Raw genomic sequence first — 24082 nt, forward strand, 5'->3', positions numbered from 1 at the left:
CTTGTCCCACGAACCGTGCAAATCACCCGCGTTTTGGTGTCAAAGACGGTGTGAGCGTTTCGGCCGCTTATCGGGCGTTTCGCGACGGGCTTGGTGACGCTGCGCTAACGTCTAACCATGCGAAAAGCGCAGCTCACCAGCGCACAATGTGGCCATGCTGGCCCTGTATGGCTCGGCCCGGTGGTCGGCGTCCTTGGTTCCGCGATTGTCGGCGCTCTTATGTGGTGGATGGCGTGGCCGCGTCGCGGATCAGCATCTAAATTTGCTGGTGTATCGGCCACCGCATCGGCAACTGCTGCAACTCGTCCGCGCAACTGATCAGGGAGATTGCCATGGCTGAACGTGAACGTATCAAGACACTGATTATTTTTGGCGCTGGGGGAGACCTCACTTCTCGCCTGCTGTTGCCGGGGCTTGCATCGTTCTTGGCGAGCGACGAGGCCCAGAATTTGTCTCTCATCGGAGTTGACCGGCAAGAAATGGATGACGTGACGTGGCAGCAGCGCGTTGCAGATTCGTTCGCGACTCAGCAATCGTCCGCGTCTCACACGGTTGTTCAGGGTGCCCGTTATCTGAAAGCCGATGTAACGGATGCGGCCCAAGTGCACAATGTTCTCGCCGAAGCAACGGGGAGGATCGCGCTGTACTTCGCGCTTCCGCCAGCGATCACCGAAAAGGTGTGCAGGGCGCTCGCGAATGAGGAACTGCCCGAAGGCATCGTCTTCGCGCTCGAAAAGCCGTTCGGCAGCGATGAGGCGAGCGCTCGCAGTCTGAACCGGCTGCTGGAGAAAATCTTGCCCGAGGAACAAATCTTTAGAGTTGACCATTTTTTGGGCAAGTCGACAGTGCTCAATCTTTTGGGACTTCGCTTCGCTAACCGGGTGTTCGAGCCGCTGTTGGGGGTGCCCAACGTCGCGAAGGTTGAACTGATCTTTGATGAGCCTCTCGCGCTCGAAGGTCGCGCTGGCTATTACGACCGTGCAGGCGCGGTTGTTGACATGATCCAAAGCCACCTCTTGCTTGTACTCGCGTTGACCGCAATGGAGCCACCAGCGAGTGTGAACTCGGAAGATCTTCGAGGGGCAATGGCCCAAGTGTTGAGGGCAACCCGGGCGCAATCCGAGGACGGGGCGTGTGCTCGTCGTGCACGCTACACGGCAGGTACCATCGGTGACCGAGACCTACCTGCCTACGTCGACGAAGACGGCGTTGACGCCGATCTCGGCACCGAGACTCTTACCGAAGTGACGTTTGAGATTGATAACTGGCGATGGGCTGGGGTTCCCTTCATCTTGCGGTCGGGTAAAGCGATGGGCGAGGCGCGTCAAGACATCGTCATCACCTTCGCCCCAGTGCCCCACTTACCTCGAGGTCTTACAGGGATGGCAGACCCCGCCCAGCTGACTATTTCAATTAAGCCGGCAACGCTCGAGCTTGATCTCATCGTCAATGGTGAGGGTGATCCGTTCTCCCTCGATCGCACCAAGCTCACAACGACACTGGGAGACCCTGCCATGAGCGCCTACGGCGAAGTGATCGCCTCGCTCATCGACGGCGACCCGGTGCTCTCTGTGCGCGGTGACGTAGCCGAGCAGTGTTGGAGGATCGTCGCTCCGGTGGTCAAAGCCTTTCGTGAGAACCGTGTGCCCCTCGACGAGTACCCGGCTGGCTCGCAGGGGCCAACGAGTTGGAGCACGGCGTGACCGGGCATCGGGGGCGTGGCATCAGCGCATCCGCTGACGCTCTCGTGCGAACTAACGCACAGCAGGCCTACGAACTTTCTGGGCCGTTAGATCCCACGCGGTTTTATCCCCGTTTCGGCCCTCTTCCCGCAGTTATTGAGGTGCGCAAGCAATCGGGCGAGTGGGACACCGTCGGCCGTACCCGCATGCTGATGCTCTCCGATGGCGGCCATGTCGTCGAAACGATCACCGACACAGATTCGCCAGCGCTGTTCGCCTACGAGTTGAGCGGGTTCCAGAAGCTGTTCGGCACGCTTGTGTCGGGTGCTCGTGCCGAGTGGCGCTTTGAGCCCCGTCAGAGCGGGTCAATCATTCGTTGGAGCTATACCTTCTTTGCCCGCCCCGCTCGTGGCTGGATCGTCTGGTTGGTCGTGACGTTGTGGTGGGCGCGGTACATGCGACACGTGTTGCCTCCGATCGCGCGCGAGATCGATCACCTCGCTGCCCGCTAGAAATCGACCTCGAGCGAGGGAGTAGCGGCTTCAGTTACCGAATCGTTGTCATTTTCGTGGCCGTTCACACTTCACACGCATCCTTCTCACAACTAGCACAAAGATGCGCTTGTGACAATGTCACTATGTTCCGATCGAGATTCATAGTAGCGGTGTGCGCCGCGCTCTACTTTGCCGCGCTGGCAAGTCTCGCATTCGTGATTGCTCCAGGCAGCAACGGCCGGTTCTGGATGTGGACCATACTCGTGTTCATCCCCGTCGGAGCTTTTCTGGTCTGCATGTTTGGGCGTCGTCGCTGGTGGGTAGCTCTCGCCTTCAGCGTTGTCGCAGCGGCCTGGCTTGAAGCTGCTCAAACTGTCTGGATGCCAGCAGGCTACGCCAATGTCATAGACATTATTCTCGCAAGCGTCGGCGCAGGCGTGGGCGTCGCATCCGCGGCAGGCATCGCGTTGTGGCGCGAGCACTCCCAGCGCACCCATACGTCGCGACGCAGACAGTCTCGTGGCAACCTTGCGTCGAACCGACGCGCCTCCGCTAGCAATTCGGTGGCACCGCTTAACCTCGATCGGTGACCGAAGACCGCTATTCGAACGATGTGCTCGCTGACTTTTGGCGCGAGCGCACCCCCACAGTGCTCCCCAAAGTGCCTATTGAGCCGGGGATGGTGGTCGAAGTCATCGCTGACGGCTACGTCGGAGCGCTTGTGCGGCACGCTAATGGCCTCATCGAGCTTGAAGACCGCCACGGCCGTTCGCGTGCTTTTCCACTCGGCCGCGGCTACCTCATCGACGGCGTCGCGGTAGAGCTGACCAAGCCTGTCGCTCAGGCAGCCGCCACCCGCAAAACGGCATCAGGGTCATTCGCCGCACCCGAACAGCGTGCCCGCACCGCGCTCGCGAGTCGCATCTACGTCGAGGGACGCCACGATGCAGAGTTGGTCGAGCGAGTCTGGGGTGATGACCTTCGCGCTGAGGGAGTCGTTGTCGAGTACCTGGGTGGCATCGACGATCTCGAGGCGATCGTCGCTGACTTTGCCCCCACCTCCGAACGCAAGCTGGGGATCCTCGTCGATCACCTTGTCGCCGGCTCCAAGGAGAGCCGAATTGCGGATGCCGTTGGCCGAGGAAAGTACAGCAAGCATGCCCTCGTGGTCGGGCATCCATTCGTGGATGTCTGGCAGGCGGTAAAGCCTCAGAGCCTCGGAATTGCGGCGTGGCCCACAATCGCGCGCGGCACCGAGTGGAAACATGGAATCTGCGAGGCCTTTGGCTGGTCACACGACGACCAGGCCGACATTGCGCGAGCGTGGCAGCACATTCTCTCGAAGGTCACGAGCTTTGCCGATCTTGAGCCTGCACTGTTGGGGCGCGTTGAACAACTGATCGACTTCGTCACGGTCGACCAGGACTCGTAGCGCACACGCGCCGCACTAGTCGATCTGGGGCATGACCGCGCGCGAGGAAGTCGAGCCTATTGATGGTTAGACTGGGTGGCGAACACGGGAGTCCGGTGAGCCGGGCTGAGAGGGAGCTTCTCCAAGCTTCGACCGTCGAACCTGATCTGGATCATGCCAGCGCAGGGAGCAGACACTCTTGAAACCCGTGCCATTCATCAAATGAAAGGCACGAAAGTGACCACAACACCACCATCCACGTCCACCCCCATCGGTTCGCGTTTTCAGTGGCGGGTGATCGACATTGTCGTTGCCAGCGTTATTGGCGTGGCGAGCGGACTGATCTTCGTCGTCTGGAATATCGCCTCGTCTCCGGTAACCGCACCCCTAGAAGCGTTGCTGCCAGGGCTGCAGGCTCTTGGCGGTGGTTTCTGGCTCTTCGCAGGCGTGCTCACCGCACTCGTGATTCGCAAGCCAGGTGCCGCGATTTACGGCGAGATGGTGGCAGCCTCCGTCTCAGCCCTCATCGGCAACCAGTGGGGTGCGCTTACTCTCGTAAGTGGTCTCACACAGGGCCTCGGCGCAGAGATCGTGTTTGCGGCCTTCCTCTACGCCAACTGGCGCATCAGCGGAGCGGTTCTTGCGGGCGCCGGAGCGGGCCTTGCGATGGCCATCACTGACCTCGTGCTCTGGTACCCGGGTTCCGCGCTTCCCTTCATCGTCATCTACACGATTGCCGCCATCATCGGCGGAATGCTCATTGCCGGTCTGCTGTCATGGCTGGCAACTCGAGGTCTCGCCGCTACCGGAGCGCTCAACCGCTTCGGCGCCGGTCGTGAGATTGCGAAGCGAGTCTGACCTCCATCAGGCCTGCTGGCGTCACCGTCGAAGGATGGGGGTGGCGCCACTCCAGCAGGCTCGCTTGGGCGGTGCGCGGTCTTGATCTGCGCATCGAACCCGGCGAACGCGTGTTGCTCCTTGGCGAATCGGGGGCGGGAAAGTCGACGTTCCTCCATGCCCTTGCGGGGGTTGTTGGCGACGACGAGGGAGAGGCCGAAGGGTCTCTGCTTGTCGACGACGAGCATCCGGCAGCCCATCGTGGTCGCACGGGGCTGGTAATTCAGGACCCCGACAGCCAGGTGATCTTGGAGCGCGTCGGCGACGACGTCGCTTTTGGATGCGAGAACCTCGGTGTGCCCCGTGACGAGATTTGGAGGCGCGTGCGCAACAGTCTCGATCAGGTGGGGCTCGATGTCGCGCTTGATCGCGACACGAGCGCGCTCTCGGGCGGTCAAAAGCAGCGGTTAGCGCTCGCCGGCGTCTTAGCGATGCAACCAGGGCTCATTGTGCTCGATGAACCGACAGCAAATCTCGACCCTCAGGGGGTCACCGAAGTTCGGGATGCCGTCATGCGAGTTGCCGATTCCACCGGTGCCACCATCGTGGTGGTCGAACATCGCGTGGCAGTGTGGAGCGATGTCGTCGACCGCGTGGTCGTTCTTGCGGCAGGCGGAGGAGCGATCGCCGATGGGTCACCGTCCGACGTTCTCTCACGCCAGGGCGAACAACTCGCTGCGCGCGGAGTCTGGATTCCGCAGTTTCCCCCTCCGCGACCTCAACGAAGGGAGCGCGCAGCACAGCAGACGCTCCTGACCACTCACGACCTGAGCGTCGGGCGAGGTAAACGTGTTGTAGCTCAACCGTTCGACCTTTCGATCCCGAGCAGCCATGCCCTTGCCATCACCGGCCCCAACGGCTCGGGCAAGTCGACCCTCGCTCTTACGCTTGGCGGGCTATTGCCGCCCATGAGCGGTGCTGTTGTAGCGAACTCAGCGCTCGCGGCAGGTCTGGGCGAGCATCCGATCAGATGGAAATCTCGTGAACTGCTCACGCGCATTGGCACCGTGTTTCAGGACCCAGAACACCAGTTGCTCACGAGCACGGTTCGGGCAGAACTCGAAGTTGGGCCCCGTGCGCTCAAACTGGGCGATGCAGAAGTGGATGCCCGAGTCGACGAATTGCTCACGCGGCTGCGGCTCGATCGGCTCACCAACGCCAACCCCTTCACCCTGTCTGGCGGCGAAAAACGTCGACTGAGCGTCGCCACAGCCTTAGCAACACGGCCCCGGATGCTGGTGCTCGACGAACCAACGTTCGGTCAAGATTCTCGAACCTGGAGCGAACTGCTCGCACTGCTTGCGCGCCTCGTCGATGAGGGCAGCAGTGTGGTCGCCGTGAGCCATGACCTCGACTTTGTTGACGCTCTCGCGGATTCGACGGTGGTGCTCTCGTGATCCCCATCGCATCCGTCAACCCCGTAGCCAAGCTTGGCGCCGGGCTCATCGTCAGCCTTTTTTTGATCGTCACGATCGACTGGGTCTCGGCAGGCACTGCCCTTGTGCTCGAGCTAGTGATCATCGCTTTCATGGGTATCGAATGGAGACGATTCTGGCTGCGAACACTCCCCGTTTGGCTCGCGGCGCCCCTCACGGCGCTCACCATCCTGCTTTACGGACGCTACGACGGCGCGGTGTATTTCGAATTCTTGCTCATCAGAATCAGTGACGGATCCATTGAGCTCGCCCTGGCAACCTTCCTGCGGGTGCTCGCGATCGGCTTACCGGCTGTTGTCCTGTTCATTTCGATCGATCCCACCGACTTCGCCGATGGCCTTGCCCAACGCCTGCGGCTTCCCGATCGTTTCGTGCTCGGAGCCCTCGCCGCCGTGCGCATGGTTGGTCTCTTTTTAGATGACTGGCGCTCCCTCGAATTGGCCCGTCGCGCACGTGGCGTGGCCGACCGCGGTCGCATCCGTCGTATCGCAGGCCAAGGCTTTGCCCTGTTGGTGCTTTCGATCCGTCGCGGCAGCAAACTGTCGATCGCGATGGAAGCCCGGGGCTTTGGCGGCGATACCCCGCGAACGTGGGCACGGGAATCCCGCTGGGGCGCGGCCGAATGGGCAACTATCGGTATCGGTGTGCTTGTTGGGCTGATCGCTACCGTGGTAGCTGTGCTCACGGAAAGTTGGAACTTCATTGTCGGTTAGCGCGCGCAGTGCTGCTGCGCCCAAATCAACCAGCGCTCCTCACGAGCGCTGGTGTTGCCTCATCGACGGTCGCTCCGGTTCGGGCAAGACCGAACTGGGGCGCGCGATTGCTGCGGCCTGGCCCGAAGTGCAACTGGTAAAGCTCGACGACTTTTACCCTGGCTGGGATGGCCTTGACGCGGCAAGCGCGATGGTGCCGCAGATCCTGAACTCGCTGCGATGGCAAGAATGGGATTGGGTCACAAACGAGGCGGGGCAGTGGCACGAGCTCGACGCCAATCGCCCGATCGTCGTCGAAGGGGTCGGGGCCTTGAGCCGTGCATCCAAGCCCCTGGCAGATCACACGATCTGGGTAGAACTCGACGATTCAGCCCGCAAGAAACGAGCGCTCGAGCGGGATGGCGACACCTACGCTCCGCATTGGGAGCGCTGGGCTCGTCAAGAACTTCGCTTCATCGCGCGCGAGAACCCGAAGGCTCTCGCCGACGAGATACGTGACGGAAACCTCGCTGCTAGCTGGCCTTAGTCCAACGCTGAATGAGATCCGTACCGCGCGGGTTGACTGTCAACGCATCTGCTTCACACGTAATGATCAGCCCGAGCATGTCATCGAAGTCGCTGCGCGGAATCGTGTAGGCGAGCTCTTCTACGGGCTCGTCATTGAGCACAGCCGAAGTTTCGATCTCGTAGTCTGAGACATCCCAGTCGCGGGGGATTGCGACATCCGCGTTGATCAGAGCCCTGCCTGCAACGGTGCCGTTGTAAGCCTGCGTGATCGTCATGACTTGGTCTTTCTTGGGGGTCGCGGTAATCGTGAACACCAGATCTGACTCGATCGTGAGAGCGCCGTCTTTTTGCCACGTGAGCGTTTGCCCGCCGCTAGGCTCCACCGCGGTGGCAGGAACGCCCTGCGCAGGCAGATCGGCAAGAAGCTTTTCGGAGAGATCGGTGGTGTCGAGTTCCCACGTGTGACCGAGAGCGCAGAGTTGCATTGTCGTGGGCGGCTCGCTGGTATCAGCGGGTTCGATCAGGGCACACCCCGATAGCACCAGCAATACTGCGGGCGTCATCAACAACGCACTGGAGCGCTTGCTCGAAATCATCAATCCTCCTGAAACTCGGGACACTCACGAAATCCTACGCGGTGACAACCGCAAGACAGCCTAACTGTCGCTACGCCCAGCCGAGTTCGTGTAGATGCTCATCGTCGATGCCGTAATAGTGTGCGATTTCGTGCACAAGAGTGACGTGAATCTGCTCTTTCAGCTCGTCAAGCGTTTCGCAGATCGCCACGAGCGGTTCCCGAAACAGGATGATGCGGTCGGGCAGTTCGCCGAAACCATACTGACCGCGCTCGGTCAGGGCAATCCCGTCATAAAGCCCCAACACGTTGAGGGAGCCATCCTCTGGGCGAGCCTCGGTGACAAAGACGACATTTTCCAAGCCCTCAACAATCTCGTCGGCAAGCGCATCGAGTCCCTCGACAACGAGTGCCTCGAACTGTTCTTCGTCGAGATTTTCCATAAGTACAGCTTGCCAGCCGAGGCTGGAGGCGGGGCCATGAGGATGCGCCGCTCAACGAGTGGATGCGCCGCTAGGTGAACAACGCGGTGAATACAGCGGCATTCGAAAAGCACCGTTTTACAAAGTGCAGTTATACAAAACAGTGGCTTGGCGCAATTGCCAAGCCACTGTTTTCTTGGGGTGAACGACGGGGCTCGAACCCGCGACTTCCGGCTCCACAAGCCAGCGCTCTACCAACTGAGCTACGCCCACCAAGGCTGTTTTTCGCCCTTCGGCGATAAGCAACTCTACTAGTGTATTACAGCCGCGAGGCGAATCCATCCACTACATCAGCTGAAATTATTTTGACCTCTTCTGTAGTCGGTCCTGGTTCACCAACGAAGACGGCTTTGCGGTAGTACTCGAGCTCACGAATCGACTCAAGGATGTCGGCGAGGGCACGATGACCGCCATCTTTTGCCGGTGCATTGAAGTACACGCGGGGGAACCAGCGCCGTGAAAGCTCTTTGATCGACGACACGTCGATGCTGCGGTAGTGCAGGTGCGAATCGACGCGAGGCATGTACTTCGCTAAGAAGGTGCGGTCGGTGCCGATGGTATTGCCGGCAAGCGGTGCCGAGCGAGGATTGGGCACGTACTGCACGATGTACTCGTTGACGGCAAACTCGGCATCGGCCAAGGAGACCCCATTGGGCATCTCTTCGATGAGGCCGCTGGAGGTGTGCATTTGGGTGACGAATTCACCCATGTTGCCGAGTGCAGCCGCGCTTGGCTTGATGACGATCGACATTCCCTCATCGACGGGAACGAGATCGTAGTCGGTAATGACCACCGCAACTTCGACGAGTTCGTCGATTGCGACATCCAGTCCCGTCATTTCGCAGTCGATCCAGACCAGATATTCAGCGTGTGATGCCATATGGAGATTCTACCGTTGATGCGGTGTCGCCAGCGTTCGCCCAACCTTGTCTGATAAAACTGAGGCATGACCGAATCAACTCCCACGCTCGCGCACGGCGACGAGTACATCGTGTTCTATGTCGGCGGCCCCTATGACGGCCAGAACGATAAGCGCATTGCGACCGAAGCGGGGTGGGATGATTATGTGACCCTGATCGCGGCAGACGCCGAAGGGTCAGAAACTCAACTGCGTTACGACGGCCCCGTTGCTAAACAGGTCGGCGAACAGGTTCATGTGACCTACACGTGGGATAAAGCAGACAGCGACCCCCTGGAAGACCTTGACGAACGAAACGATCTCTAAGAGTCACTCTGATCCGACTGAGAACGACACCGCGCCCGCTGAGCAGCGACCGACGGTGTTGTTCTTCTCGTCGGCGTTTTGCGACCCGTGCGCAACAGCCCGCAACACTCTCGATCAGGTGTCGAAGCTTGTAACGCGCGTGGATTATGCCGAGTTGGATATCGCCCGCCATTCAGATGAGGCAGAGCGCGCTGGCATTGTGTCAACACCCACCATCGTGATTGTCGCAGCCAATGGCGATGAGGTGTTTCGTGCGCAGGGTGCCCCTACGGTGAATCAGATGCTGGTTGCGCTCGCGAAAGCGATGTAGCGCTTCGACACGCTATCGTTTAAGTCGTATACCCCGCCCTCGTAGCTCAGGGGATAGAGCAGGAGCCTTCTAATCTCTTGGTCGCAGGTTCGAATCCTGCCGAGGGCACCCGAATAGAGGGGCGGCCGATGACGAACCAACCGAATAAGACGAGTGCGACAGCCGCTAGCGTTGCTGAGTTTATTTCGACGATCGATTCTGAGCGGCGCCGACAGGAAGCGGAAACGCTTCTGGAGATCTTCGGTCGGGCATCTGGGCAGGATGCGGTGATGTGGGGTCCGTCAATCATTGGCTTTGGGTCAAGCCACTACCGCTACGCCACAGGCAGGGAAGGTGACACGGCGACTATTGGTTTTTCGCCCCGCAAGGCAAAGTTTTCGTTGTACACAGCGCGCAATTTTCGCAATTTTCCTGAGTTGCTCGAACGCCTCGGCAAGCACGAGTTAGCCGTGGGATGCCTCTATGTGAAGAAGCTCGCCGATGTCGACCTGACTGTGCTTGAGGAGCTGCTCACGCGCAGCTATGAGGTCGCCCGAGTCGATTACGACGCGCGCGCCGAGAATAACTGAGCCGTGGCAATTCAATCGATGCGCACAGTGGTCGCAGTTGCGGTGTTGGCAGGTGTGGCCGTGTCGGTAGCTGGTTGTGTAGCAGGACCAACACCGACGGTAGCTACTTTCGAGGTAGCTGGTGGCGAGCAGTACAAGATTGAACTAGCGACGCCCGAGCTAATCGAACATGCGAAGGGTTTGCTCGCGGGGGAGAGCTTGGCGGCCATACCCAATGGTGTTGTCGTGCGTGGCAATTCGGCTGTCAACGAACCGTGGTCGTGGCATATTGATCCGGCGACACTCGAGTTCGCCAACGTCACTATTGAGGTGTGCGATGGCATTCCGCAATACGTCGAAGACGAAATCGTCACTTCTGACAGGTTCTGCCCGTGGTCTGCTCGGGTGGTAGCTGTTGAGGGACCAGGCGCCTAGAGCCGACGGTGTCGGTGCTTGGTTCGCCGCGGACCCCGCCTGAGCGCTAGTTGCGGTCGGGCGTAACGACAGAAGTAGGTGCGGTATGAGCGTTGCCTCCTGTTGCGCTGCTTGCCGTAGCGGCGGTGCTCTGGGGAGCTTCTTCTGTGGCTTGTCGTGATGCCCACTCTTGCTGCTTGACGACGAGTTCATCTTCAGCTTCGCCGGTCTCGTACTTCCAGCTTGCGAGGTCTTGGGCGAAGAGTTTTTTGGCGCGGCCGGGGCGAGCTTGCCAGTCGAGGAGCCCCTCTTGAAGTTCTGCCAGGTCTTGTTCGGCTTGGAAGCTGTAGTTGACGGAGTTTTTCTTCATCGCGGCAAGTTTGTGCGCAGCCCAGTCGGCAGCAACGTTCGCGCCCTTGAGCGGCAGAAGGCGAACACGCACTTCTGCTTCGCTTGATTGGTGGTCGACGTGCTCTTTTTCGCCAGCGGACAGTGTGCTCCACGTCGCTGCACGTCGGCCTGAAGAAATGAGGGCTGCGACTGCTGCGGCCTTTGTCTGGCGGTCTTGCTGGCCGATGAGGCGACGCAGCGATGAGCGGGCGATCATGCCAACAATAATTCCTCCAACGATGATCGCGAGGAAGGGCACGAGGGCACCCGTCACGAACGCCGATCCCTGATCGGAGTCGAACCAGTCAACGAGGTCATTCCACCACTGAAGAATCATGTTGGCACTGTAACCCGGCTAGTGAGCGCGGACGCATAGCGACAGGCGCGTCACATCAAAATCGAAAGATATCGAGTGCGTCGTCGATGGACCAGAAGTCACCGAGAGGCAAAAATCGACGCTGGCGTTGCAGTATCCGTTTGGCTTGGAAGCGTGCACCTGCGGCAGATTGCCAGCGGTGCACGTAGCCGAGAACTTCACCATCGGGTCGGGTGATTCGCCAAAGGTCGTCGTTGAGTTCAACGGTGACGATGCCCGATCTGATCGAGTGCGCAGTTCCAGCGAAGTCAAGGGTGGTCATGGTTGCTCCTTCGGTCAGCAATGCCAACGTGTGTTATTCGAATATATGTTCGAACACTGACATTTTGCACTGAACTATCCACATGGCCTTAACGACGTAACCGGGCCACGCGTCTTAAACGCGTGGCCCGGTTACGAGCGATGGAGCTAAATTGCGACTAGCGCAAGCTAGTGCCGTCGACCGCGAGCGGGTCAATTGCGGCGAGTTCGTCATCCGTGAGCGGTGCACCCTCAAGCGCCGCAAAGTTGTTCTCTAGTTGTGCAACACTGCTGGCACCAACTAGGGCAGACGTGACCTGTGGATGACGCAGCACCCAGGTCAGTGCAAGCTGCGCGAGGCTCTGTCCGCGGTTCCGCGCGATCTCGTTGAGGGCGCGCACGCGCTGAAGGTAGGTGTCTCCAAGCGGACCAGGCTGCAGCCATCGCCCTTCCGCAGCACGTGAACCGTCAGGAATGGTGCCCTCGATGTAGCGATCGGTGAGTAGACCTTGCGCAAGCGGTGAGAAAACAATGCTTCCAGCGCCTACCTGATCGAGCACAGGAAAGAGCCCGTCTTCGATGTGACGGTCGAACATGTTGTAGCGCGGTTGGTGGATCGTCAAAGGGATGCCGTGCTCAGCGAGTGCTTCGGTGGCAGCAACTGTTTGCTCGGGGTTGTAGTTTGAGACGCCAGCGTAGAGCGCCCGGCCTGAGTTCACGGCGGTGGCCAGTGCGCCCATCGTCTCTTCGATGGGAGTCTCGGGGTCGGGGCGGTGGTGGTAGAAGATGTCAACGTAGTCGAGGCCCATGCGGTCGAGACTCGCGTCAAGTGACGACAGCAGGTACTTGCGCGAACCCCAGTCTTGGTATGGCCCAACGCCCATGTCGAAACCGGCCTTGGTCGAGACGATCATCTCGTCTCGGTAGGGCTCAAAGTCGTCGGCGAAGATTTCACCGAAGTTGCGTTCGGCAGCACCGATTTCAGGGCCGTAGTTGTTGGCCAAGTCGAAGTGGGTGATGCCCAGATCGAAGGCGCGATGAAGAATTGCGCGCTGGGTTGAGATGGGGCGATCGGAACCAAAATTGTTCCAGAGTCCCAGTGAAATTGCGGGAAGTTTTAGACCACTGCGGCCTACGCGGTGGTACTCGGTGGTGTCATATCTATTAGATGCGGCTTCGTAAGGCATTCGTTCAGCATATGTCCAGCGGCTGAGGGAACACCACACGCGAAGTGTGTGTTGTATGAGTCATCCGGCCCAAGAAAGTAGGCTCAACTTATGCACACATTTCATCTCGCAGGCGGCTGTTTCTGGTGCCTCGACGCGGTCTACCGCACCCTCAATGGAGTATCCGACGTTGTCTCTGGCTACACCGGCGGTCACGTTGCCAACCCCAGCTACGAGCTGGTGTGCACTGAGACCACGGGCCACGCAGAAGCAGTAGCTGTGACCTTCGACCCGGAGGTTATTCCCGACGAGGTCATGCTCGACGTGTACTTCACGCTCCACGACCCTCGCCAGCTCAACAGGCAGGGCAACGACATCGGCTCGTCGTACCGTTCGGCAATGTTCTACGACGGCGAGGAGCAGAAGGCTCTTTTCGAGGCGGCCCGTGATCGCGCATCCGAATATTGGGATGGTGGCATTGTGACCACGATCGAGCCACTCGACATCTACTACAACGCTGAGCAGTACCACCAGGACTTCTTCGCAAAGAACCCCGGTCAGGGCTATTGCATGGCAGTGGCACTGCCCAAGGTCAACAAGATCCGCTCGTCGTTCTCGAGCTACATCCGCTAGTTCGTTAGCTAGCTGCGAACTGCGATACGCCGTCGAGCAAAGAAGGTCTTTATCTTCTGAGCTAGGCGGCGTACGTTCGTTAATGAGCGACGCTGGTGTCGCCTCACTAGTCGAAGGAGGTTCGGAAATGACTGATCACACTCTGACCGGACAAACCTGGGTGGCATTCACTCAGGCTGGAGCAGTTGGCTCGGTGCACCGGGTAACAGACGGGTTCACCTTCAAGTTATTGAAAGACGAAGACTATCGAAGCGTGTATCCGACGCTGGAAGCCGCAAAGTCCGCGCTTCATGCGAGCCTGCTTCCGGGCACCGCGTGGCCTGAGTTCCGCGAGCACTAAGCCGCGAGCACAGCCCGCAAGCATTACGCCGAAAATGCTAGGCCAAGTATGCAGCGATCCCATGCTGGGCGATGACTGCTCCTGAATTGTGTCGCGGTGGGCGCGGCATCCACAGATCGCTGTACCTGCAGCGATGCGCGTCCCTGCTGTCTAACACTGGTGAGTGACGGATGCCGGGTCGGCTTCCCGGCACGAGTGTCGGCCCGCATCTGTCTCCATTCACTGTCGCTGCAGCGCGCTGTAGCGACGCAGACAGAGGAGCAGACATGACAGACAGCATCACGGTATCCGGGCTCGTAGCCACGACACCTCGCCATATCGTTACGAGCGAGGGCTTACCTATCACTTCGTTTCGGCTTGCCTCAACGCAGCGCCGGTTCGATCGCGGCAATCAGCGATGGATCGACGGCGAAACCAACTGGTACACCATCACCGCCTTCCGGCAGTTGGCTATCAACAGCGCCACCTCGGTGGGCAAGGGGGATCGTGTAGTCCTCAACGGACGGTTGCGCATCCGCGAGTGGGAGAACGCCGACCGCAGCGGCACCAACATTGAAATCGAAGCCGACTCCCTCGGTCACGATCTTATGTGGGGCACTGCACAGTTTTCGCGGACGATCGCCAACAGCGGCGGCGCAGGCAGCACGCAGCACGGTGTCAGTGGCAACGCTGCTCACGACGAATTTGAGTCGGCAGCGGATGCGGAAGAAACGGAGGACTCGGCCGCCGACTCGGAGGAATCCGAAGACAGCGAGCTTGCGTCAGTCACGCCCTTCTGAGCGGATCGTGCGCGCAGGCAATCTAGACTTGACCCGGCCCTGATCGCTCACGGCCAGCGAAAGGATTGCAATGCGCGTACGACCAGCCCACCGAATCGGCGGAGCAATCGCACTCACCCTTGCGGCTGCAGCGGCACTCAGCGGCTGTGTGGCGTCGACGCCAGAACCTACCGCCACTCCCAGCAACGAAGCTTCGAGCACACCGTCGCCCGGAGCAACGCCCACCGGACCGATTCTGCGCCCAGGCGAAGCTGCTGCAGCGAACCGACAATTCTTTGATCTGATCAACACCGAGTATCACGACGCAAACGGTCAGGGAGATGGCCGCAGCATCGTCGACAACCTCATCGAAAACGGCTTCAGCAAGCAAGACATGGAAATCACCCCAGACAGCACCGCAATCGGGCTCGCCGCTGACTCCATTGTTGTGTCCGTGCGGATCAAGGGCGAGTGCCTTTTGGGCCAGTTCACGCCAGAGAATTACGTGTCATCCATTGAGCCGCTTTTGGGCACTGGCGGCTGTCTCGTCGGAAAGACGCGCGCCATCGACTGGTAGTGCCCTGAACGGGTTCGACTGAGCCCGAACGCTCCGTAGAATGGTCACATGGCCGAATTTATTTATTCCATGGTGCGCGCGCGAAAAGCGGTCGGTGACAAGCTCATCCTTGACGACGTCACAATGTCGTTCTACCCTGGAGCGAAGATTGGTGTGGTCGGCCCCAACGGTGCCGGAAAGTCCACAATCCTCAAGATCATGGCCGGGCTCGACACCCCCAGCAACGGTGAAGCACGACTGAGCCCCGGCTACAGCGTCGGAATCCTCATGCAGGAACCCGAGCTCGACGAAACCAAAACCGTTCTCGAAAACGTTCAAGAAGGCGTTGGTCCGATCAAAGCGAAGGTCGACCGGCACGCCGCCATCGGCCTCGAAATGGCTGAACCAGATGCCGACTTCGATGCCCTCATGGCCGAAATGGGCTCGCTGCAAGAAGATATCGATGCAGCAGACGCTTGGGATCTCGACTCTCAACTCGAGCAGGCAATGGATGCACTACGCACGCCGCCAGGAGACTGGCCCGTCGACAAGCTCTCCGGTGGAGAGAAGCGCCGTGTAGCGCTTACCAAACTCCTTCTCCAGAAGCCCGACTTGCTGCTTCTCGATGAGCCCACTAACCACCTCGACGCCGAGAGTGTTCTTTGGCTCGAGCAGCACCTCTCAAAGTACCCGGGCGCCGTACTGGCCGTCACTCACGATAGGTACTTTCTCGACCACGTCGCCGAATGGATCGCAGAAGTCGACCGCGGTCACCTCTACCCCTATGAGGGTAATTACTCGACCTACCTCGAGAAGAAGCAAGAACGCCTTCAGGTGCAGGGCAAGAAAGACGTCAAGCTCGCGAAGCGTCTCTCGAGCGAGCTCGAATGGGTGCGTTCAAACTCCAAGGGCCGACAGACTAAGTCGAAAGCACGACTCGCGCGTTACGAAGAAATGGCGAACGAGGCGGAGAAGACCAGAAAGCTGGACTTCGAAGAGATTGTCATCCCTATGGGGCCACGCCTCGGATCCCAGGTCATCGACGCCAAGAACCTCAAGAAGGGCTTCGACGAGCGCATCTTGATCAACGGCCTCAGCTTCACGCTTCCTCGCAACGGAATTGTTGGAGTCATCGGCCCGAACGGTGTCGGAAAGACCACGTTGTTCAAGACGATCGTCGGTCTTGAACCTCTCGACGAAGGAACGCTCAAAATTGGCGACACAGTCGACATTTCCTATGTCGACCAGAGCCGTGGTGGCATCGACCCCAACAAGACCCTGTGGGAAGTTGTCTCTGACGGCCAGGACTACATCCAGGTCGGTAAGACCGAGATTCCTTCGCGAGGTTACGTATCTCAGTTCGGCTTCAAGGGTCCAGACCAGCAGAAGAAGGCTGGCGTGCTTTCCGGTGGTGAGCGCAACCGTTTGAACCTCGCGCTCACGCTCAAGCAGGGGGGAAACCTGTTGCTGCTTGACGAACCAACTAACGACTTGGACGTCGAAACCCTCGGAAGTCTTGAGAACGCCCTCCTCGAGTTCCCTGGCTGTGCTGTGGTGATCACTCACGATAGGTGGTTCCTCGACCGCATCGCGACCCACATCCTCGCCTATGAAGGCACCGAAGCGAACCCGGGCAATTGGCACTGGTTCGAAGGAAACTTCGACGCGTACGAAGAGAACAAGATCGAACGACTCGGCCCAGATGCCGCCAAGCCGCACCGCAGCGCCTACCGCAAGCTCACCCGTGACTAAGCATGAGGCTTCACGTACCGCTCCCGCTGCGCTGGTCAGACGTTGACGCGTACCAACACGTCAACAATGCCGAAGTGTTTCGCCTGCTCGAAGAGGCGCGCATCCACGCATTCTGGCCAGCAGCGGGTGCGGATGCGCCCCTCACCGCAGTGCTTGACGGTCGCCCCGGCGGCCCAACGATGACGCTTATCGCGCGGCAAGAGATCGAATATCTTTTGCCGATTCCGTACCTGCGCGAACCCATCGACATCGAATTGTGGATCGGTCGCGTCGGGGGAGCGAGCCTCGAAGTCTGTTACGAAATTCATACCCCCGTCGGCGTCGAACCCCGCCAATTGTATGTGCGAGCCTCAACGACGCTTGTCCTCGTCGACGCTGTCACGTCGCGCCCGCAGCGCATCAGCGACGAGCAGCGCGCCGTCTTCGCCCGCTACGCGGAAGAGCCGCTGCAGTTCGCTAAACGACGCTAGAGCGCCCGCTCAGCTTTCAAGCGTCTTCCTCGTCTGCGATTTCCTCGTCGACATCCGCATCCGGATCGTTGAGGTCTAGCCACTCGGCAATCGCGTGCGCGCCTCGCGCTTCGAGAAGCTGGGCGGCGTACTGAAAGAGCTCTTTGCGATTCTCGATTCCCGAACCGAGAGGCAAGGCAAGGTCGATGCCAGCGGCCGAAGACTCCTCGGGAGTGAGATGGATTACAGCAGCCACAACAGCCAGCCATGATTCGGTGCCTTTGGCTCCCCGAAGGTAGTCGACGACCTTGCCATCAAGAGACTGTTGATCGAGGCGTCCCTCACCAGTGAGAATCACGTCTGCGCGCTCTATGACATCGCTCAAACCGATCGCGTCGGCGACGAGTTGTGCACCGGGCACGAGCTCCGCTCCGAACAACGCGACGAGTCCCGCAGCGATTCCGCCCGCCGCGCCCATCCCCGGCAGCGATGCAATGCCCGCCGCTGAAAAGCTGCCCTCGGAGGCGAGTGTGGTCTCGGCCAGCACCTCCGAAAGCCGGGTGAGTCCGGCATCCAACACTGCGACATCGGATACCGAAGCACCCTTCTGTGGCCCAAATACGTGGGCTGCGCCATCCGTTCCGGTGAGCGGGTTGGTGACATCGACGGCAACGCGCCAGTGCGTCTCCACTGCGCCGGCAATCAGCCTACTGAGGTCGATCGTTTCGAGGGCGGCCAGCGCTCCGCCGCCTGGCGTCAGTTCGACACCGTCGGCGTCAAGAAATCGCGCGCCGAGGGCCTGCAGGAGTCCGGTACCGCCGTCGCTGCTGGCAGAACCGCCAAGAAAGAGAGTGATTTCGCGGGCGCCGCGCTCGATAACGCTGGCGGCAATGACGCCCACGCCGTAACTATCGGCGCGGAGAGGCTGCAGGGGAACATCTGAAACGTCGGGAAGGCCGTTGGCTTGGGCAGCTTCGATGACGGCACGGCGACCGTCAAGGTCGAAGCCGTAGTCGGCGTCGCGCTCACGCCCAAGGGCGTCGACAGTCGCCATGGACAGCGTTGGCTGCAACCAGGCGGCAAGCACAGTGTCAAGAGATCCTTCGCCGCCGTCTGCCATGGGGAATGTCAGCACCGTTGCAGTCTCTGGCAACACTTCCCGGGCACCACGTTCAAGGGCAGCGGTGGCTTCCGCAGCGCTGAGGCTTCCTTTGAAGGAGTCGGGGGCGATCACGATCACGGGGCTGTGAATGTCAGGCACACTTCGACCCTAGCGCGAGCGAGACCCCGTACGGTGCCACCCGCATAGCCAGCGGGCACGAAAAAAGGGGCCGCCCGAAGGCGACCCCTTTTCGTAGATCACAGTGCTATCAACACTGCGGTTCACACAGTATTAGCTGGTGAGGCCGTCTACGTAGTCCTGGTTCGCTGCGATCCAGTCGGCAACGATGGGCTCGAAGTCGGTTCCCTCGTACTCGTTGTACATGACGTTCTCGAGCGAGTAGAGCAGCTCTGAGTCCATCTTGAAGTCAGAGATCCACTCAGTGATTTCTGGCATGTCGTCGCTCAAGGTGTCGCGTGAGAAGGAGTGAATGCCTTCTGCGTCTCCGAGAGTTCCCTCTGGGTCAGCGAGGTCCTTGATGGGGAATGCATCGTAGGCCCAGTGCGGACGCCAGAGCGTAACAGCAATGTTCTCGCCGTTGTCGAGGGCTGCCTGAAGTTCAGCAAGCATCGCGGGGGTTGACGAGGTCAGAAGTTCCATGTCGTCAAGGCCATACGTGGGCATGGTCTTGGTCATGACTGCCTCGGTGAGACCGGCGCCAGGCTCGATACCGACGATGCGGTTACCGAACGCGTCAGCGTTAGCTGCGAGCTCTTCGAGCGAGTCGATCGGTGCGTCTTCGTTCACTGCAACAGTGAGGCCAGCCTCGGTGTTCCATGCGCCGAGGTCGGTGATCGTTGCACCGTACTCTTCCATCAGGCTTGCGTGGGTGACTGGAAGCCATCCGTCAAGCGCGAGGTCGTAGTCGCCGGTGCTGAGTCCCGAGAAGATCGGGGTAACGTCAGCGTATTCCAGCTCGACGTTGTAGCCCTTGTCTTCAAGGATTGCCTTCCAAAGGAACGAAACTGCTTCGCCCTCGGGCCATCCGTTGAATACGGCGATGGTGAGATCCTTGTTCTCAGGAGCGTCACCTGCCGCAGTGTCGTCTCCGCCTGCAGCGCAAGCCGACAGACCGAGGAGCGTTGCCGCTCCGATTGCGAATGCAGCGCGTGTCTGCTTCTTCATTGTGTCGTCCTTTTCTGTCGACGCTTAAGCGTTGACGGTGTTGACGTCGATGCACACAGGATTTTCTGCGTACGGGAAACGAGCGCGGGTGAGCGCCCGAAAATTAGCGAACTGGGGGAGTGAGTTCGGCTGGTTCGGTACTTGCGGCCGAAGTAGTCGCGTTGGTTCCGTTAGCTTCTGCCGCACTAGCTTCTGTCGCACTAGCTTCTGCGGACCGGCCGCGGAAGTTGAACGACTCCATGATGAAGCGGAAGTATCCCTTGCCGGTGCCGAAGGATGCCGTGAGCCGGTCAAGGAAGATCGCCAACAACACGACCGAGAGACCAGCTTCGAACCCGAGCGAGACATCCGCCCGGCTGAGGCTCTGAATTACTGGCTTTCCGAGACCACCAGCGCCCACCATCGAGGCAATAACGACCATCGAGAGCGAGAGCATGATCACCTGGTTGATGCCAGCCATGATCGAGGGGAGAGCCAACGGGAGCTGAATCTGTCGCAAGATGCGGCTCGGTGAGGAGCCGAATGCCTGGCCAGCTTCAACAACCTCCTTGTCAACGCCACGAATACCGAGCTCGGTGAGTCGCACGCCGGGTGCAAGTGCGAAGAGCACGGTTGCAACAATTCCGGGCACATCTCCAATACGGAAGAGGATCAGTGCAGGAATCAGGTAGACGAATGCGGGCATCGTCTGCAAGAAGTCGAGAATTGGCTTCACGATCGTGGAAACCGTTTGATACTTCGCGGCAAGAATTCCGAGCGGAACACTGATCACCACCGCGATTGCTGCTGCTACCAGCACCAGCGCAAGGGTATCCATCGCGTTATCCCACTGATCCAAGCTGAGGATCAGAAGGAAACTGACCGTGGTCCCGAGTGAGAACACCCATCCGCGGGCAATAAATGCGACCACAGCGAAGATGATGAGCATCACCCAAAATGGTGGCGACGTGAAGACGAGGTTCATTCCGTCGGCAACCGACGCGATGATGAACTTGATTACGTCAAAGAAGACACCAAAAGTTACGGTGATGTAATCGATGCCGTTTTCGACCCATTGGCCAAGGGGAAGTCTGGGGAAGTCATTCATCGTGCGACCTCCTTATCGGTGGCGGTTTCAGGCGTGGCAAGGGCGTCCGTGATCAACGCTGTAGAGACAGTCAACGGCGGATCGATGACAGGCAAGTCACCGGTATCGGTGTTGACGTTGCCGAGTGCGGCGAGCAGCGTTACGCGCGGCACAACGCCAATAAGGCGACCGCGTTCATCCACAACTGCCAAGGGAAGCGGGCTCTCTACCGACGGAACGAAAAGTTCAGAAAGCGAGGTGTCTCCCTGCACAACGTTGAAGTCGTCGCTGAGGATCGACGACATGTCGGTCTCGCTGCGGCGGACAAGTTTCATGGCCTCAGCATCGCGAACAATGCCCTGCAAGGTGCGATCACGGCTGACGACAAACGCTGTCGAAGTCTGTAGATCACGCATGATCTTCAACGCCGCGCGTGGCCCCGAGCCAGCGAATACTGTCGCTCGGACCGGTTCCATGACGCTTGATGCTGTGAGAACGCGTGAGCGGTCAACATCCTGAACGAACTGCGCAACATAGTCGTTGGCGGGGTCGGTGAGGACGTCTTCCGGTGTGCCGATCTGAACGATGCGACCTTCACGCATCACTGCAATGCGGTCACCGAGGAACATGGCCTCGTTGAGGTCGTGAGTGATGAAGACGATGGTCTTGCCCAGTGCGGTCTGAAGCTCGAGCAGCTGCTCTTGCATTTCGCGACGAATCAGTGGGTCGAGAGCGCTGAACGCTTCGTCCATAAGGAGCACGTCGGTGTCGGCAGCAAGTGCACGGGCGAGGCCTACGCGCTGCTGCATTCCGCCCGAGAGCTCAGACGGCATCTTCTCGCCCCAGCCCTTAAGGCCAACGAGGTCAATAGTCTTCTGTGCGCGAGCAAGACGTTCAGTTCGCGGGATGCCCTGCACTTCGAGGGCATAGGCGGCGTTCTCAAGAACGCTGCGGTGAGGGAACAGCGCGAAATGCTGGAACACCATCGAGATGCGACGTTTACGGACATCGCGAAGCTTCGAAGCGGAGATGCCAGAAATGACATCGTCGCCAACGGTTACTGATCCGGAAGTGGTGTCCCACAGTCCGTTGAGCATGCGGATCAGCGTTGACTTGCCCGATCCGGAGAGGCCCATAACGACGAAGATTTCGCCTTTGTGAACGTCGAAGCTCGCATCGATAACGGCAGCAGTGCCCAGTTCTGTGATCTCGTCTCGAGAGGCTCCATGTTGGAGCCGCTCGACTGCTTCATTCGGGCGGCGGCCGAAGACCTTATAAAGGTTCTTGGCGCTGACTGCGATTTCTTCGGTCACGTTCTCCTGAATGCTCGGCACCCTGGGGGCTCCGCTCTTCTCGATTACGGTCCGGGTTGCACACACTTAGCTGCTCACGTGGCGCTCAATCGAGCCAACATGGGGAGGGGAATCATTGTCGGAATGGTTCCAGTGCGAAACAACCGTACGAACGTCTACCCGACTAGCGGGATGGCGTGCGCGGCCTGATTTCGTAGCGCCCCGTCCACAGCGCCGAATATGCCGCACCGAGAACCGGGCCGTAAACAAACGTAACGCTTTTACGGCTTTTGTGCAGGTTCGAGTCCGCCAGATTGGGGACATAGGGAGCTTTTTGGTGCCTCGGATCCCCGGCACCATAGGCATCGAAGCGGTAGCCTTCGTTGCCTATTCGTTACATTGGCGAAACTATTTCGGGCCGTATCGCGACGAATATGACGGCCTAGCGCGGAGGCCGCACCATGCCTTCTTGAGCAACGCTGGCGATAAGTCGGCCCGATCGATCGAAGATGCGACCCAGCGAGAGACCGCGCCCACCAATCGCATTTGGCGACTCCTGTACATAGAGAAGCCACTCATCCACTCGCGCTTCGCGGTGCCACCACATGGCGTGGTCAAGGCTCGCAACCTTGATGCCGGGAGTCGCCCACGCGAGCCCGTGGCGACGCATGATCGACTCGAGAATCGAATAATCGCTGGCATAAGCGAGTGCTGCGCGATGCAAGTTCATATCGTCAGGCATCGGGCCCACCGACTTCAACCAGACGGCCTGGTGCGCCACGTGCCCTCCCTCAACTGAAATGAAGATGGGCGAAGGAACATAGCGCATGTCAAAGGGGCGCTCGGACGCCCAATAGCGAGCGACCGGATGATCTAGAGACGCCAGCGATTCTGCTGTCGTGGGCAGTGACTCCGGGTCGGGCAGGTCGTTGGGCATCTCGATCTGATGATCGAGACCCTCATCCTCGTCCTGGAACGAAGCGATTGCCGAGAGAATCGGCACGCCATCCTGATAGGCCTGCGTGCGCCGAGTCGAAAACGATCGACCGTCGTGGATGCGATCTACCGAGAACGTGATCGGGAGGTTGATGTCTCCCGGGCGCAAGAAATATCCGTGCATTGAGTGCACGATGCGATTCTCAGCAAGAGTGCGCTGAGCTGCTACGAGAGCCTGCGCAAGCACTTGACCGCCGAAGACTCGACCCTGCGGCATCCATTGGCTCGGACCGGTAAAGATGTCTTCATTAGTTCGTGCGCCGGTGTCGGTCAGATCGAGGGCAGTTAGAAGCCCAGACATAGGGTCGCTCATGCCTGTAGTTTAGGAGACCTATGACTGGATCGTTTACTTTGGTGGATTCCCTTGCCCTCGGTGATCTGCACGTCTTTTTAGGCCGTGCTGCTCGTGTTGATGACGGCTCCGTTCGACTAATCGGTGGCGCAGGTGTGCTTGCGGTGTATGTTTCCGTGCTGCACCCAGCCGGACTCCTCGACGACAGCCCGACCGTTCTCGGCCTCCGCACCTTCGCGCTCACGTCGAAAGACACCTTCGACGCCGTCGTGCCTGTGCGTTCCCTAGTGGGGCGCGTCGAGAGCGCTGTGGAGGAATCCGCTGACTCGTCCGGTGAGCCCGTCACGGTGAGCCTGCCGATGAGCGTCAGCACCGTCACGTGGGCTGCGATTACGCCGCCGCGGGGAGGCTGGGTTGCGATCGATTCGGTTGCCAGCGCTGTGCTTGAAGAAGCTGCTCGCGAAGGGATCGACGAAGTCGCGAAAGCGATCCCCAGCGGCGTCGGTGAAGCGATCGTGCACAAGATGCGCACCGAAGTATGGGGGCGTCCGCTAGATAACCCTGAGTACCTGCCCGCAGGCGCAGGCTTTGCAGCGGTGAGCCTGGGATTCCTCGGCGACGACGACTCTGCGTCAGTCTACGAATCCGGTGCGTGGACCCGAGTCACGACGAAGCGCGGACACGTGCTCGTGAAACGCCGCGCCTGGTCAGTCGCCCGCTAGCGCGCTAGCTCGAACATTGCAGCTACCGCGCTGACGAAATTCACTGTCAGTATCAGCGCGGCGACGCCTCCAGC

31 protein-coding genes and 2 tRNA genes are annotated in these 24082 nt (G+C 59.6%); 21 read left to right on the plus strand and 12 right to left on the minus strand.

The features are described 5' to 3' along the window. Positions 1-117 precede the first annotated feature (117 nt). From ACTJJW_RS05670 to ACTJJW_RS05710, 9 genes are all read left to right on the plus strand, one after another. The gene (locus ACTJJW_RS05670) at positions 118-318 is read left to right on the plus strand and encodes a hypothetical protein (protein WP_462643157.1); all 201 of its coding nucleotides are present in this window, start codon (positions 118-120) and stop codon (positions 316-318) included. A gap of 14 nt (positions 319-332) precedes the next feature. Next, positions 333-1703 (plus strand): glucose-6-phosphate dehydrogenase, encoded by a 1371-nt coding sequence (locus tag ACTJJW_RS05675; protein ID WP_462643158.1) that lies wholly within the window; start codon positions 333-335, stop codon positions 1701-1703. After that, the gene (locus tag ACTJJW_RS05680) at positions 1700-2194 is read left to right on the plus strand and encodes an SRPBCC family protein (protein WP_462643159.1); all 495 of its coding nucleotides are present in this window, start codon (positions 1700-1702) and stop codon (positions 2192-2194) included. The genes ACTJJW_RS05675 and ACTJJW_RS05680 overlap by 4 nt, the downstream gene beginning before the upstream one ends. Before the next feature lie 125 nt (positions 2195-2319). Further along, a complete protein-coding gene (locus ACTJJW_RS05685; protein WP_462643160.1) occupies positions 2320-2766 on the plus strand; it encodes a VanZ family protein in 447 nt (148 codons plus the stop codon). Then, entirely contained in the window at positions 2763-3608 is an 846-nt protein-coding gene (locus ACTJJW_RS05690) for a DUF3097 domain-containing protein (RefSeq protein ID WP_462643161.1), read from the plus strand. The genes ACTJJW_RS05685 and ACTJJW_RS05690 overlap by 4 nt, the downstream gene beginning before the upstream one ends. Before the next feature lie 216 nt (positions 3609-3824). Further along, positions 3825-4445 carry an ECF transporter S component gene (locus ACTJJW_RS05695; RefSeq protein WP_462643162.1) on the plus strand — a complete coding sequence of 207 codons (621 nt, stop codon included), beginning with the start codon at positions 3825-3827 and terminating at the stop codon, positions 4443-4445. Between the two features lie 71 nt (positions 4446-4516). Next, positions 4517-5881, plus strand: coding sequence for an ABC transporter ATP-binding protein (locus ACTJJW_RS05700; protein ID WP_462643163.1), 1365 nt, complete (start codon positions 4517-4519; stop codon positions 5879-5881). After that, positions 5878-6633: an energy-coupling factor transporter transmembrane component T family protein gene (locus ACTJJW_RS05705; RefSeq protein ID WP_462643164.1), complete on the plus strand. Its 756-nt coding sequence runs from the start codon at positions 5878-5880 to the stop codon at positions 6631-6633. Before ACTJJW_RS05700 ends, ACTJJW_RS05705 begins: the two co-directional genes overlap by 4 nt. Next, a complete protein-coding gene (locus ACTJJW_RS05710; protein ID WP_462643165.1) occupies positions 6623-7159 on the plus strand; it encodes a nucleoside/nucleotide kinase family protein in 537 nt (178 codons plus the stop codon). Before ACTJJW_RS05705 ends, ACTJJW_RS05710 begins: the two co-directional genes overlap by 11 nt. On the opposite strand, the gene ACTJJW_RS05715 is transcribed toward ACTJJW_RS05710, so the two are convergent. From ACTJJW_RS05715 to orn, 4 genes are all read right to left on the minus strand, one after another. Beyond that, positions 7146-7736 carry a hypothetical protein gene (locus tag ACTJJW_RS05715; RefSeq protein ID WP_462643166.1) on the minus strand — a complete coding sequence of 197 codons (591 nt, stop codon included), beginning with the start codon at positions 7734-7736 and terminating at the stop codon, positions 7146-7148. The two genes, ACTJJW_RS05710 and ACTJJW_RS05715, sit on opposite strands and share 14 nt — an antisense overlap. A gap of 70 nt (positions 7737-7806) precedes the next feature. Beyond that, positions 7807-8157: a metallopeptidase family protein gene (locus ACTJJW_RS05720; protein ID WP_462643167.1), complete on the minus strand. Its 351-nt coding sequence runs from the start codon at positions 8155-8157 to the stop codon at positions 7807-7809. Between the two features lie 176 nt (positions 8158-8333). Further along, positions 8334-8409, minus strand: a tRNA-His gene (locus ACTJJW_RS05725). A gap of 46 nt (positions 8410-8455) precedes the next feature. After that, positions 8456-9076, minus strand: coding sequence for an oligoribonuclease (gene orn / locus ACTJJW_RS05730; protein ID WP_462643168.1), 621 nt, complete (start codon positions 9074-9076; stop codon positions 8456-8458). A gap of 66 nt (positions 9077-9142) precedes the next feature. Here orn and ACTJJW_RS05735 point away from each other — a divergent pair, with 66 nt between their 5' ends. The 5 genes from ACTJJW_RS05735 (at position 9143) to ACTJJW_RS05755 (ending at position 10714) form a co-directional block, all read left to right on the plus strand. Further along, a complete protein-coding gene (locus tag ACTJJW_RS05735) occupies positions 9143-9421 on the plus strand; it encodes an oligoribonuclease (protein WP_462643169.1) in 279 nt (92 codons plus the stop codon). After that, positions 9399-9731, plus strand: coding sequence for a thioredoxin family protein (locus ACTJJW_RS05740; protein WP_462643170.1), 333 nt, complete (start codon positions 9399-9401; stop codon positions 9729-9731). Before ACTJJW_RS05735 ends, ACTJJW_RS05740 begins: the two co-directional genes overlap by 23 nt. A gap of 35 nt (positions 9732-9766) precedes the next feature. After that, positions 9767-9839, plus strand: a tRNA-Arg gene (locus tag ACTJJW_RS05745). Between the two features lie 20 nt (positions 9840-9859). Further along, positions 9860-10300 carry a DUF1801 domain-containing protein gene (locus tag ACTJJW_RS05750; protein WP_462643171.1) on the plus strand — a complete coding sequence of 147 codons (441 nt, stop codon included), beginning with the start codon at positions 9860-9862 and terminating at the stop codon, positions 10298-10300. 3 nt (positions 10301-10303) lie between these two features. After that, positions 10304-10714, plus strand: coding sequence for a BP74-related protein (locus ACTJJW_RS05755; protein ID WP_462643172.1), 411 nt, complete (start codon positions 10304-10306; stop codon positions 10712-10714). A 46-nt stretch (positions 10715-10760) separates the two neighbouring features. Here ACTJJW_RS05755 and ACTJJW_RS05760 read toward each other — a convergent pair whose 3' ends face one another. The 3 genes from ACTJJW_RS05760 to ACTJJW_RS05770 all read right to left on the minus strand — a co-directional run bounded on the left by ACTJJW_RS05760 (position 10761) and on the right by ACTJJW_RS05770 (position 12886). After that, on the minus strand, positions 10761-11420 hold the full coding sequence (locus ACTJJW_RS05760; RefSeq protein WP_462643173.1) for a hypothetical protein: 660 nt from the start codon (positions 11418-11420) through the stop codon (positions 10761-10763). A gap of 55 nt (positions 11421-11475) precedes the next feature. After that, positions 11476-11721, minus strand: coding sequence for a hypothetical protein (locus ACTJJW_RS05765; protein ID WP_462643174.1), 246 nt, complete (start codon positions 11719-11721; stop codon positions 11476-11478). A gap of 157 nt (positions 11722-11878) precedes the next feature. After that, positions 11879-12886: an aldo/keto reductase gene (locus ACTJJW_RS05770; protein WP_462643175.1), complete on the minus strand. Its 1008-nt coding sequence runs from the start codon at positions 12884-12886 to the stop codon at positions 11879-11881. Between the two features lie 90 nt (positions 12887-12976). Between ACTJJW_RS05770 and msrA the strand changes: the two genes are divergently transcribed. From msrA to ACTJJW_RS05800, 6 genes are all read left to right on the plus strand, one after another. Continuing rightward, positions 12977-13498 carry a peptide-methionine (S)-S-oxide reductase MsrA gene (gene msrA / locus ACTJJW_RS05775; protein ID WP_462643176.1) on the plus strand — a complete coding sequence of 174 codons (522 nt, stop codon included), beginning with the start codon at positions 12977-12979 and terminating at the stop codon, positions 13496-13498. A 127-nt stretch (positions 13499-13625) separates the two neighbouring features. Continuing rightward, complete coding sequence (locus ACTJJW_RS05780; RefSeq protein ID WP_462643177.1) at positions 13626-13838, plus strand: methyltransferase; 213 nt, start codon at positions 13626-13628, stop codon at positions 13836-13838. Between the two features lie 266 nt (positions 13839-14104). Beyond that, on the plus strand, positions 14105-14617 hold the full coding sequence (locus tag ACTJJW_RS05785; protein WP_462643178.1) for a single-stranded DNA-binding protein: 513 nt from the start codon (positions 14105-14107) through the stop codon (positions 14615-14617). 70 nt (positions 14618-14687) lie between these two features. Further along, on the plus strand, positions 14688-15173 hold the full coding sequence (locus ACTJJW_RS05790; RefSeq protein WP_462643179.1) for a DUF6993 domain-containing protein: 486 nt from the start codon (positions 14688-14690) through the stop codon (positions 15171-15173). A gap of 48 nt (positions 15174-15221) precedes the next feature. Continuing rightward, complete coding sequence (ettA, locus tag ACTJJW_RS05795) at positions 15222-16904, plus strand: energy-dependent translational throttle protein EttA (protein ID WP_462643180.1); 1683 nt, start codon at positions 15222-15224, stop codon at positions 16902-16904. Between the two features lie 2 nt (positions 16905-16906). Next, entirely contained in the window at positions 16907-17374 is a 468-nt protein-coding gene (locus ACTJJW_RS05800) for an acyl-CoA thioesterase (RefSeq protein WP_462643181.1), read from the plus strand. Between the two features lie 16 nt (positions 17375-17390). On the opposite strand, the gene ACTJJW_RS05805 is transcribed toward ACTJJW_RS05800, so the two are convergent. From ACTJJW_RS05805 to ACTJJW_RS05825, 5 genes are all read right to left on the minus strand, one after another. Continuing rightward, positions 17391-18614: a glycerate kinase gene (locus ACTJJW_RS05805; protein WP_462643182.1), complete on the minus strand. Its 1224-nt coding sequence runs from the start codon at positions 18612-18614 to the stop codon at positions 17391-17393. Between the two features lie 132 nt (positions 18615-18746). Next, positions 18747-19640 carry a glycine betaine ABC transporter substrate-binding protein gene (locus ACTJJW_RS05810; RefSeq protein ID WP_462643183.1) on the minus strand — a complete coding sequence of 298 codons (894 nt, stop codon included), beginning with the start codon at positions 19638-19640 and terminating at the stop codon, positions 18747-18749. A 103-nt stretch (positions 19641-19743) separates the two neighbouring features. After that, positions 19744-20727, minus strand: coding sequence for an ABC transporter permease (locus ACTJJW_RS05815; RefSeq protein ID WP_462643184.1), 984 nt, complete (start codon positions 20725-20727; stop codon positions 19744-19746). Continuing rightward, the gene (locus ACTJJW_RS05820) at positions 20724-22019 is read right to left on the minus strand and encodes a quaternary amine ABC transporter ATP-binding protein (RefSeq protein WP_462643185.1); all 1296 of its coding nucleotides are present in this window, start codon (positions 22017-22019) and stop codon (positions 20724-20726) included. The genes ACTJJW_RS05815 and ACTJJW_RS05820 overlap by 4 nt, the downstream gene beginning before the upstream one ends. 421 nt (positions 22020-22440) lie before the next feature. Continuing rightward, entirely contained in the window at positions 22441-23295 is an 855-nt protein-coding gene (locus tag ACTJJW_RS05825) for an acyl-CoA thioesterase (RefSeq protein ID WP_462643215.1), read from the minus strand. 32 nt (positions 23296-23327) lie between these two features. On the opposite strand from ACTJJW_RS05825, the gene ACTJJW_RS05830 reads away from it, so the two are divergent. Further along, positions 23328-24008, plus strand: a complete 681-nt coding sequence (locus ACTJJW_RS05830) for a hypothetical protein (protein ID WP_462643186.1) — start codon at positions 23328-23330, stop codon at positions 24006-24008. Positions 24009-24082: the final 74 nt, after the last annotated feature.

Source organism: Rhodoglobus galactosidasius (assembly GCF_054957775.1).

Bases quoted from the DNA above. Each gene is read 5' to 3' on its own strand.
- ACTJJW_RS05670 (WP_462643157.1), top strand. From the start codon at position 118: ATGCGAAAAGCGCAGCTCACCAGCGCACAATGTGGCCATGCTGGCCCT.
- ACTJJW_RS05675 (WP_462643158.1), top strand. From the start codon at position 333: ATGGCTGAACGTGAACGTATCAAGACACTGATTATTTTTGGCGCTGGG.
- ACTJJW_RS05685 (WP_462643160.1), top strand. From the start codon at position 2,320: ATGTTCCGATCGAGATTCATAGTAGCGGTGTGCGCCGCGCTCTACTTT.
- ACTJJW_RS05715 (WP_462643166.1), bottom strand. From the start codon at position 7,736: ATGATTTCGAGCAAGCGCTCCAGTGCGTTGTTGATGACGCCCGCAGTA.
- ACTJJW_RS05720 (WP_462643167.1), bottom strand. From the start codon at position 8,157: ATGGAAAATCTCGACGAAGAACAGTTCGAGGCACTCGTTGTCGAGGGA.
- orn (WP_462643168.1), bottom strand. From the start codon at position 9,076: ATGGCATCACACGCTGAATATCTGGTCTGGATCGACTGCGAAATGACG.
- ACTJJW_RS05735 (WP_462643169.1), top strand. From the start codon at position 9,143: ATGACCGAATCAACTCCCACGCTCGCGCACGGCGACGAGTACATCGTG.
- ACTJJW_RS05750 (WP_462643171.1), top strand. From the start codon at position 9,860: ATGACGAACCAACCGAATAAGACGAGTGCGACAGCCGCTAGCGTTGCT.
- ACTJJW_RS05760 (WP_462643173.1), bottom strand. From the start codon at position 11,420: ATGATTCTTCAGTGGTGGAATGACCTCGTTGACTGGTTCGACTCCGAT.
- ACTJJW_RS05765 (WP_462643174.1), bottom strand. From the start codon at position 11,721: ATGACCACCCTTGACTTCGCTGGAACTGCGCACTCGATCAGATCGGGC.
- ACTJJW_RS05770 (WP_462643175.1), bottom strand. From the start codon at position 12,886: ATGCCTTACGAAGCCGCATCTAATAGATATGACACCACCGAGTACCAC.
- msrA (WP_462643176.1), top strand. From the start codon at position 12,977: ATGCACACATTTCATCTCGCAGGCGGCTGTTTCTGGTGCCTCGACGCG.
- ACTJJW_RS05780 (WP_462643177.1), top strand. From the start codon at position 13,626: ATGACTGATCACACTCTGACCGGACAAACCTGGGTGGCATTCACTCAG.
- ACTJJW_RS05785 (WP_462643178.1), top strand. From the start codon at position 14,105: ATGACAGACAGCATCACGGTATCCGGGCTCGTAGCCACGACACCTCGC.
- ACTJJW_RS05790 (WP_462643179.1), top strand. From the start codon at position 14,688: ATGCGCGTACGACCAGCCCACCGAATCGGCGGAGCAATCGCACTCACC.
- ettA (WP_462643180.1), top strand. From the start codon at position 15,222: ATGGCCGAATTTATTTATTCCATGGTGCGCGCGCGAAAAGCGGTCGGT.
- ACTJJW_RS05800 (WP_462643181.1), top strand. From the start codon at position 16,907: ATGAGGCTTCACGTACCGCTCCCGCTGCGCTGGTCAGACGTTGACGCG.
- ACTJJW_RS05810 (WP_462643183.1), bottom strand. From the start codon at position 19,640: ATGAAGAAGCAGACACGCGCTGCATTCGCAATCGGAGCGGCAACGCTC.
- ACTJJW_RS05815 (WP_462643184.1), bottom strand. From the start codon at position 20,727: ATGAATGACTTCCCCAGACTTCCCCTTGGCCAATGGGTCGAAAACGGC.
- ACTJJW_RS05825 (WP_462643215.1), bottom strand. From the start codon at position 23,295: ATGTCTGGGCTTCTAACTGCCCTCGATCTGACCGACACCGGCGCACGA.
- ACTJJW_RS05830 (WP_462643186.1), top strand. From the start codon at position 23,328: ATGACTGGATCGTTTACTTTGGTGGATTCCCTTGCCCTCGGTGATCTG.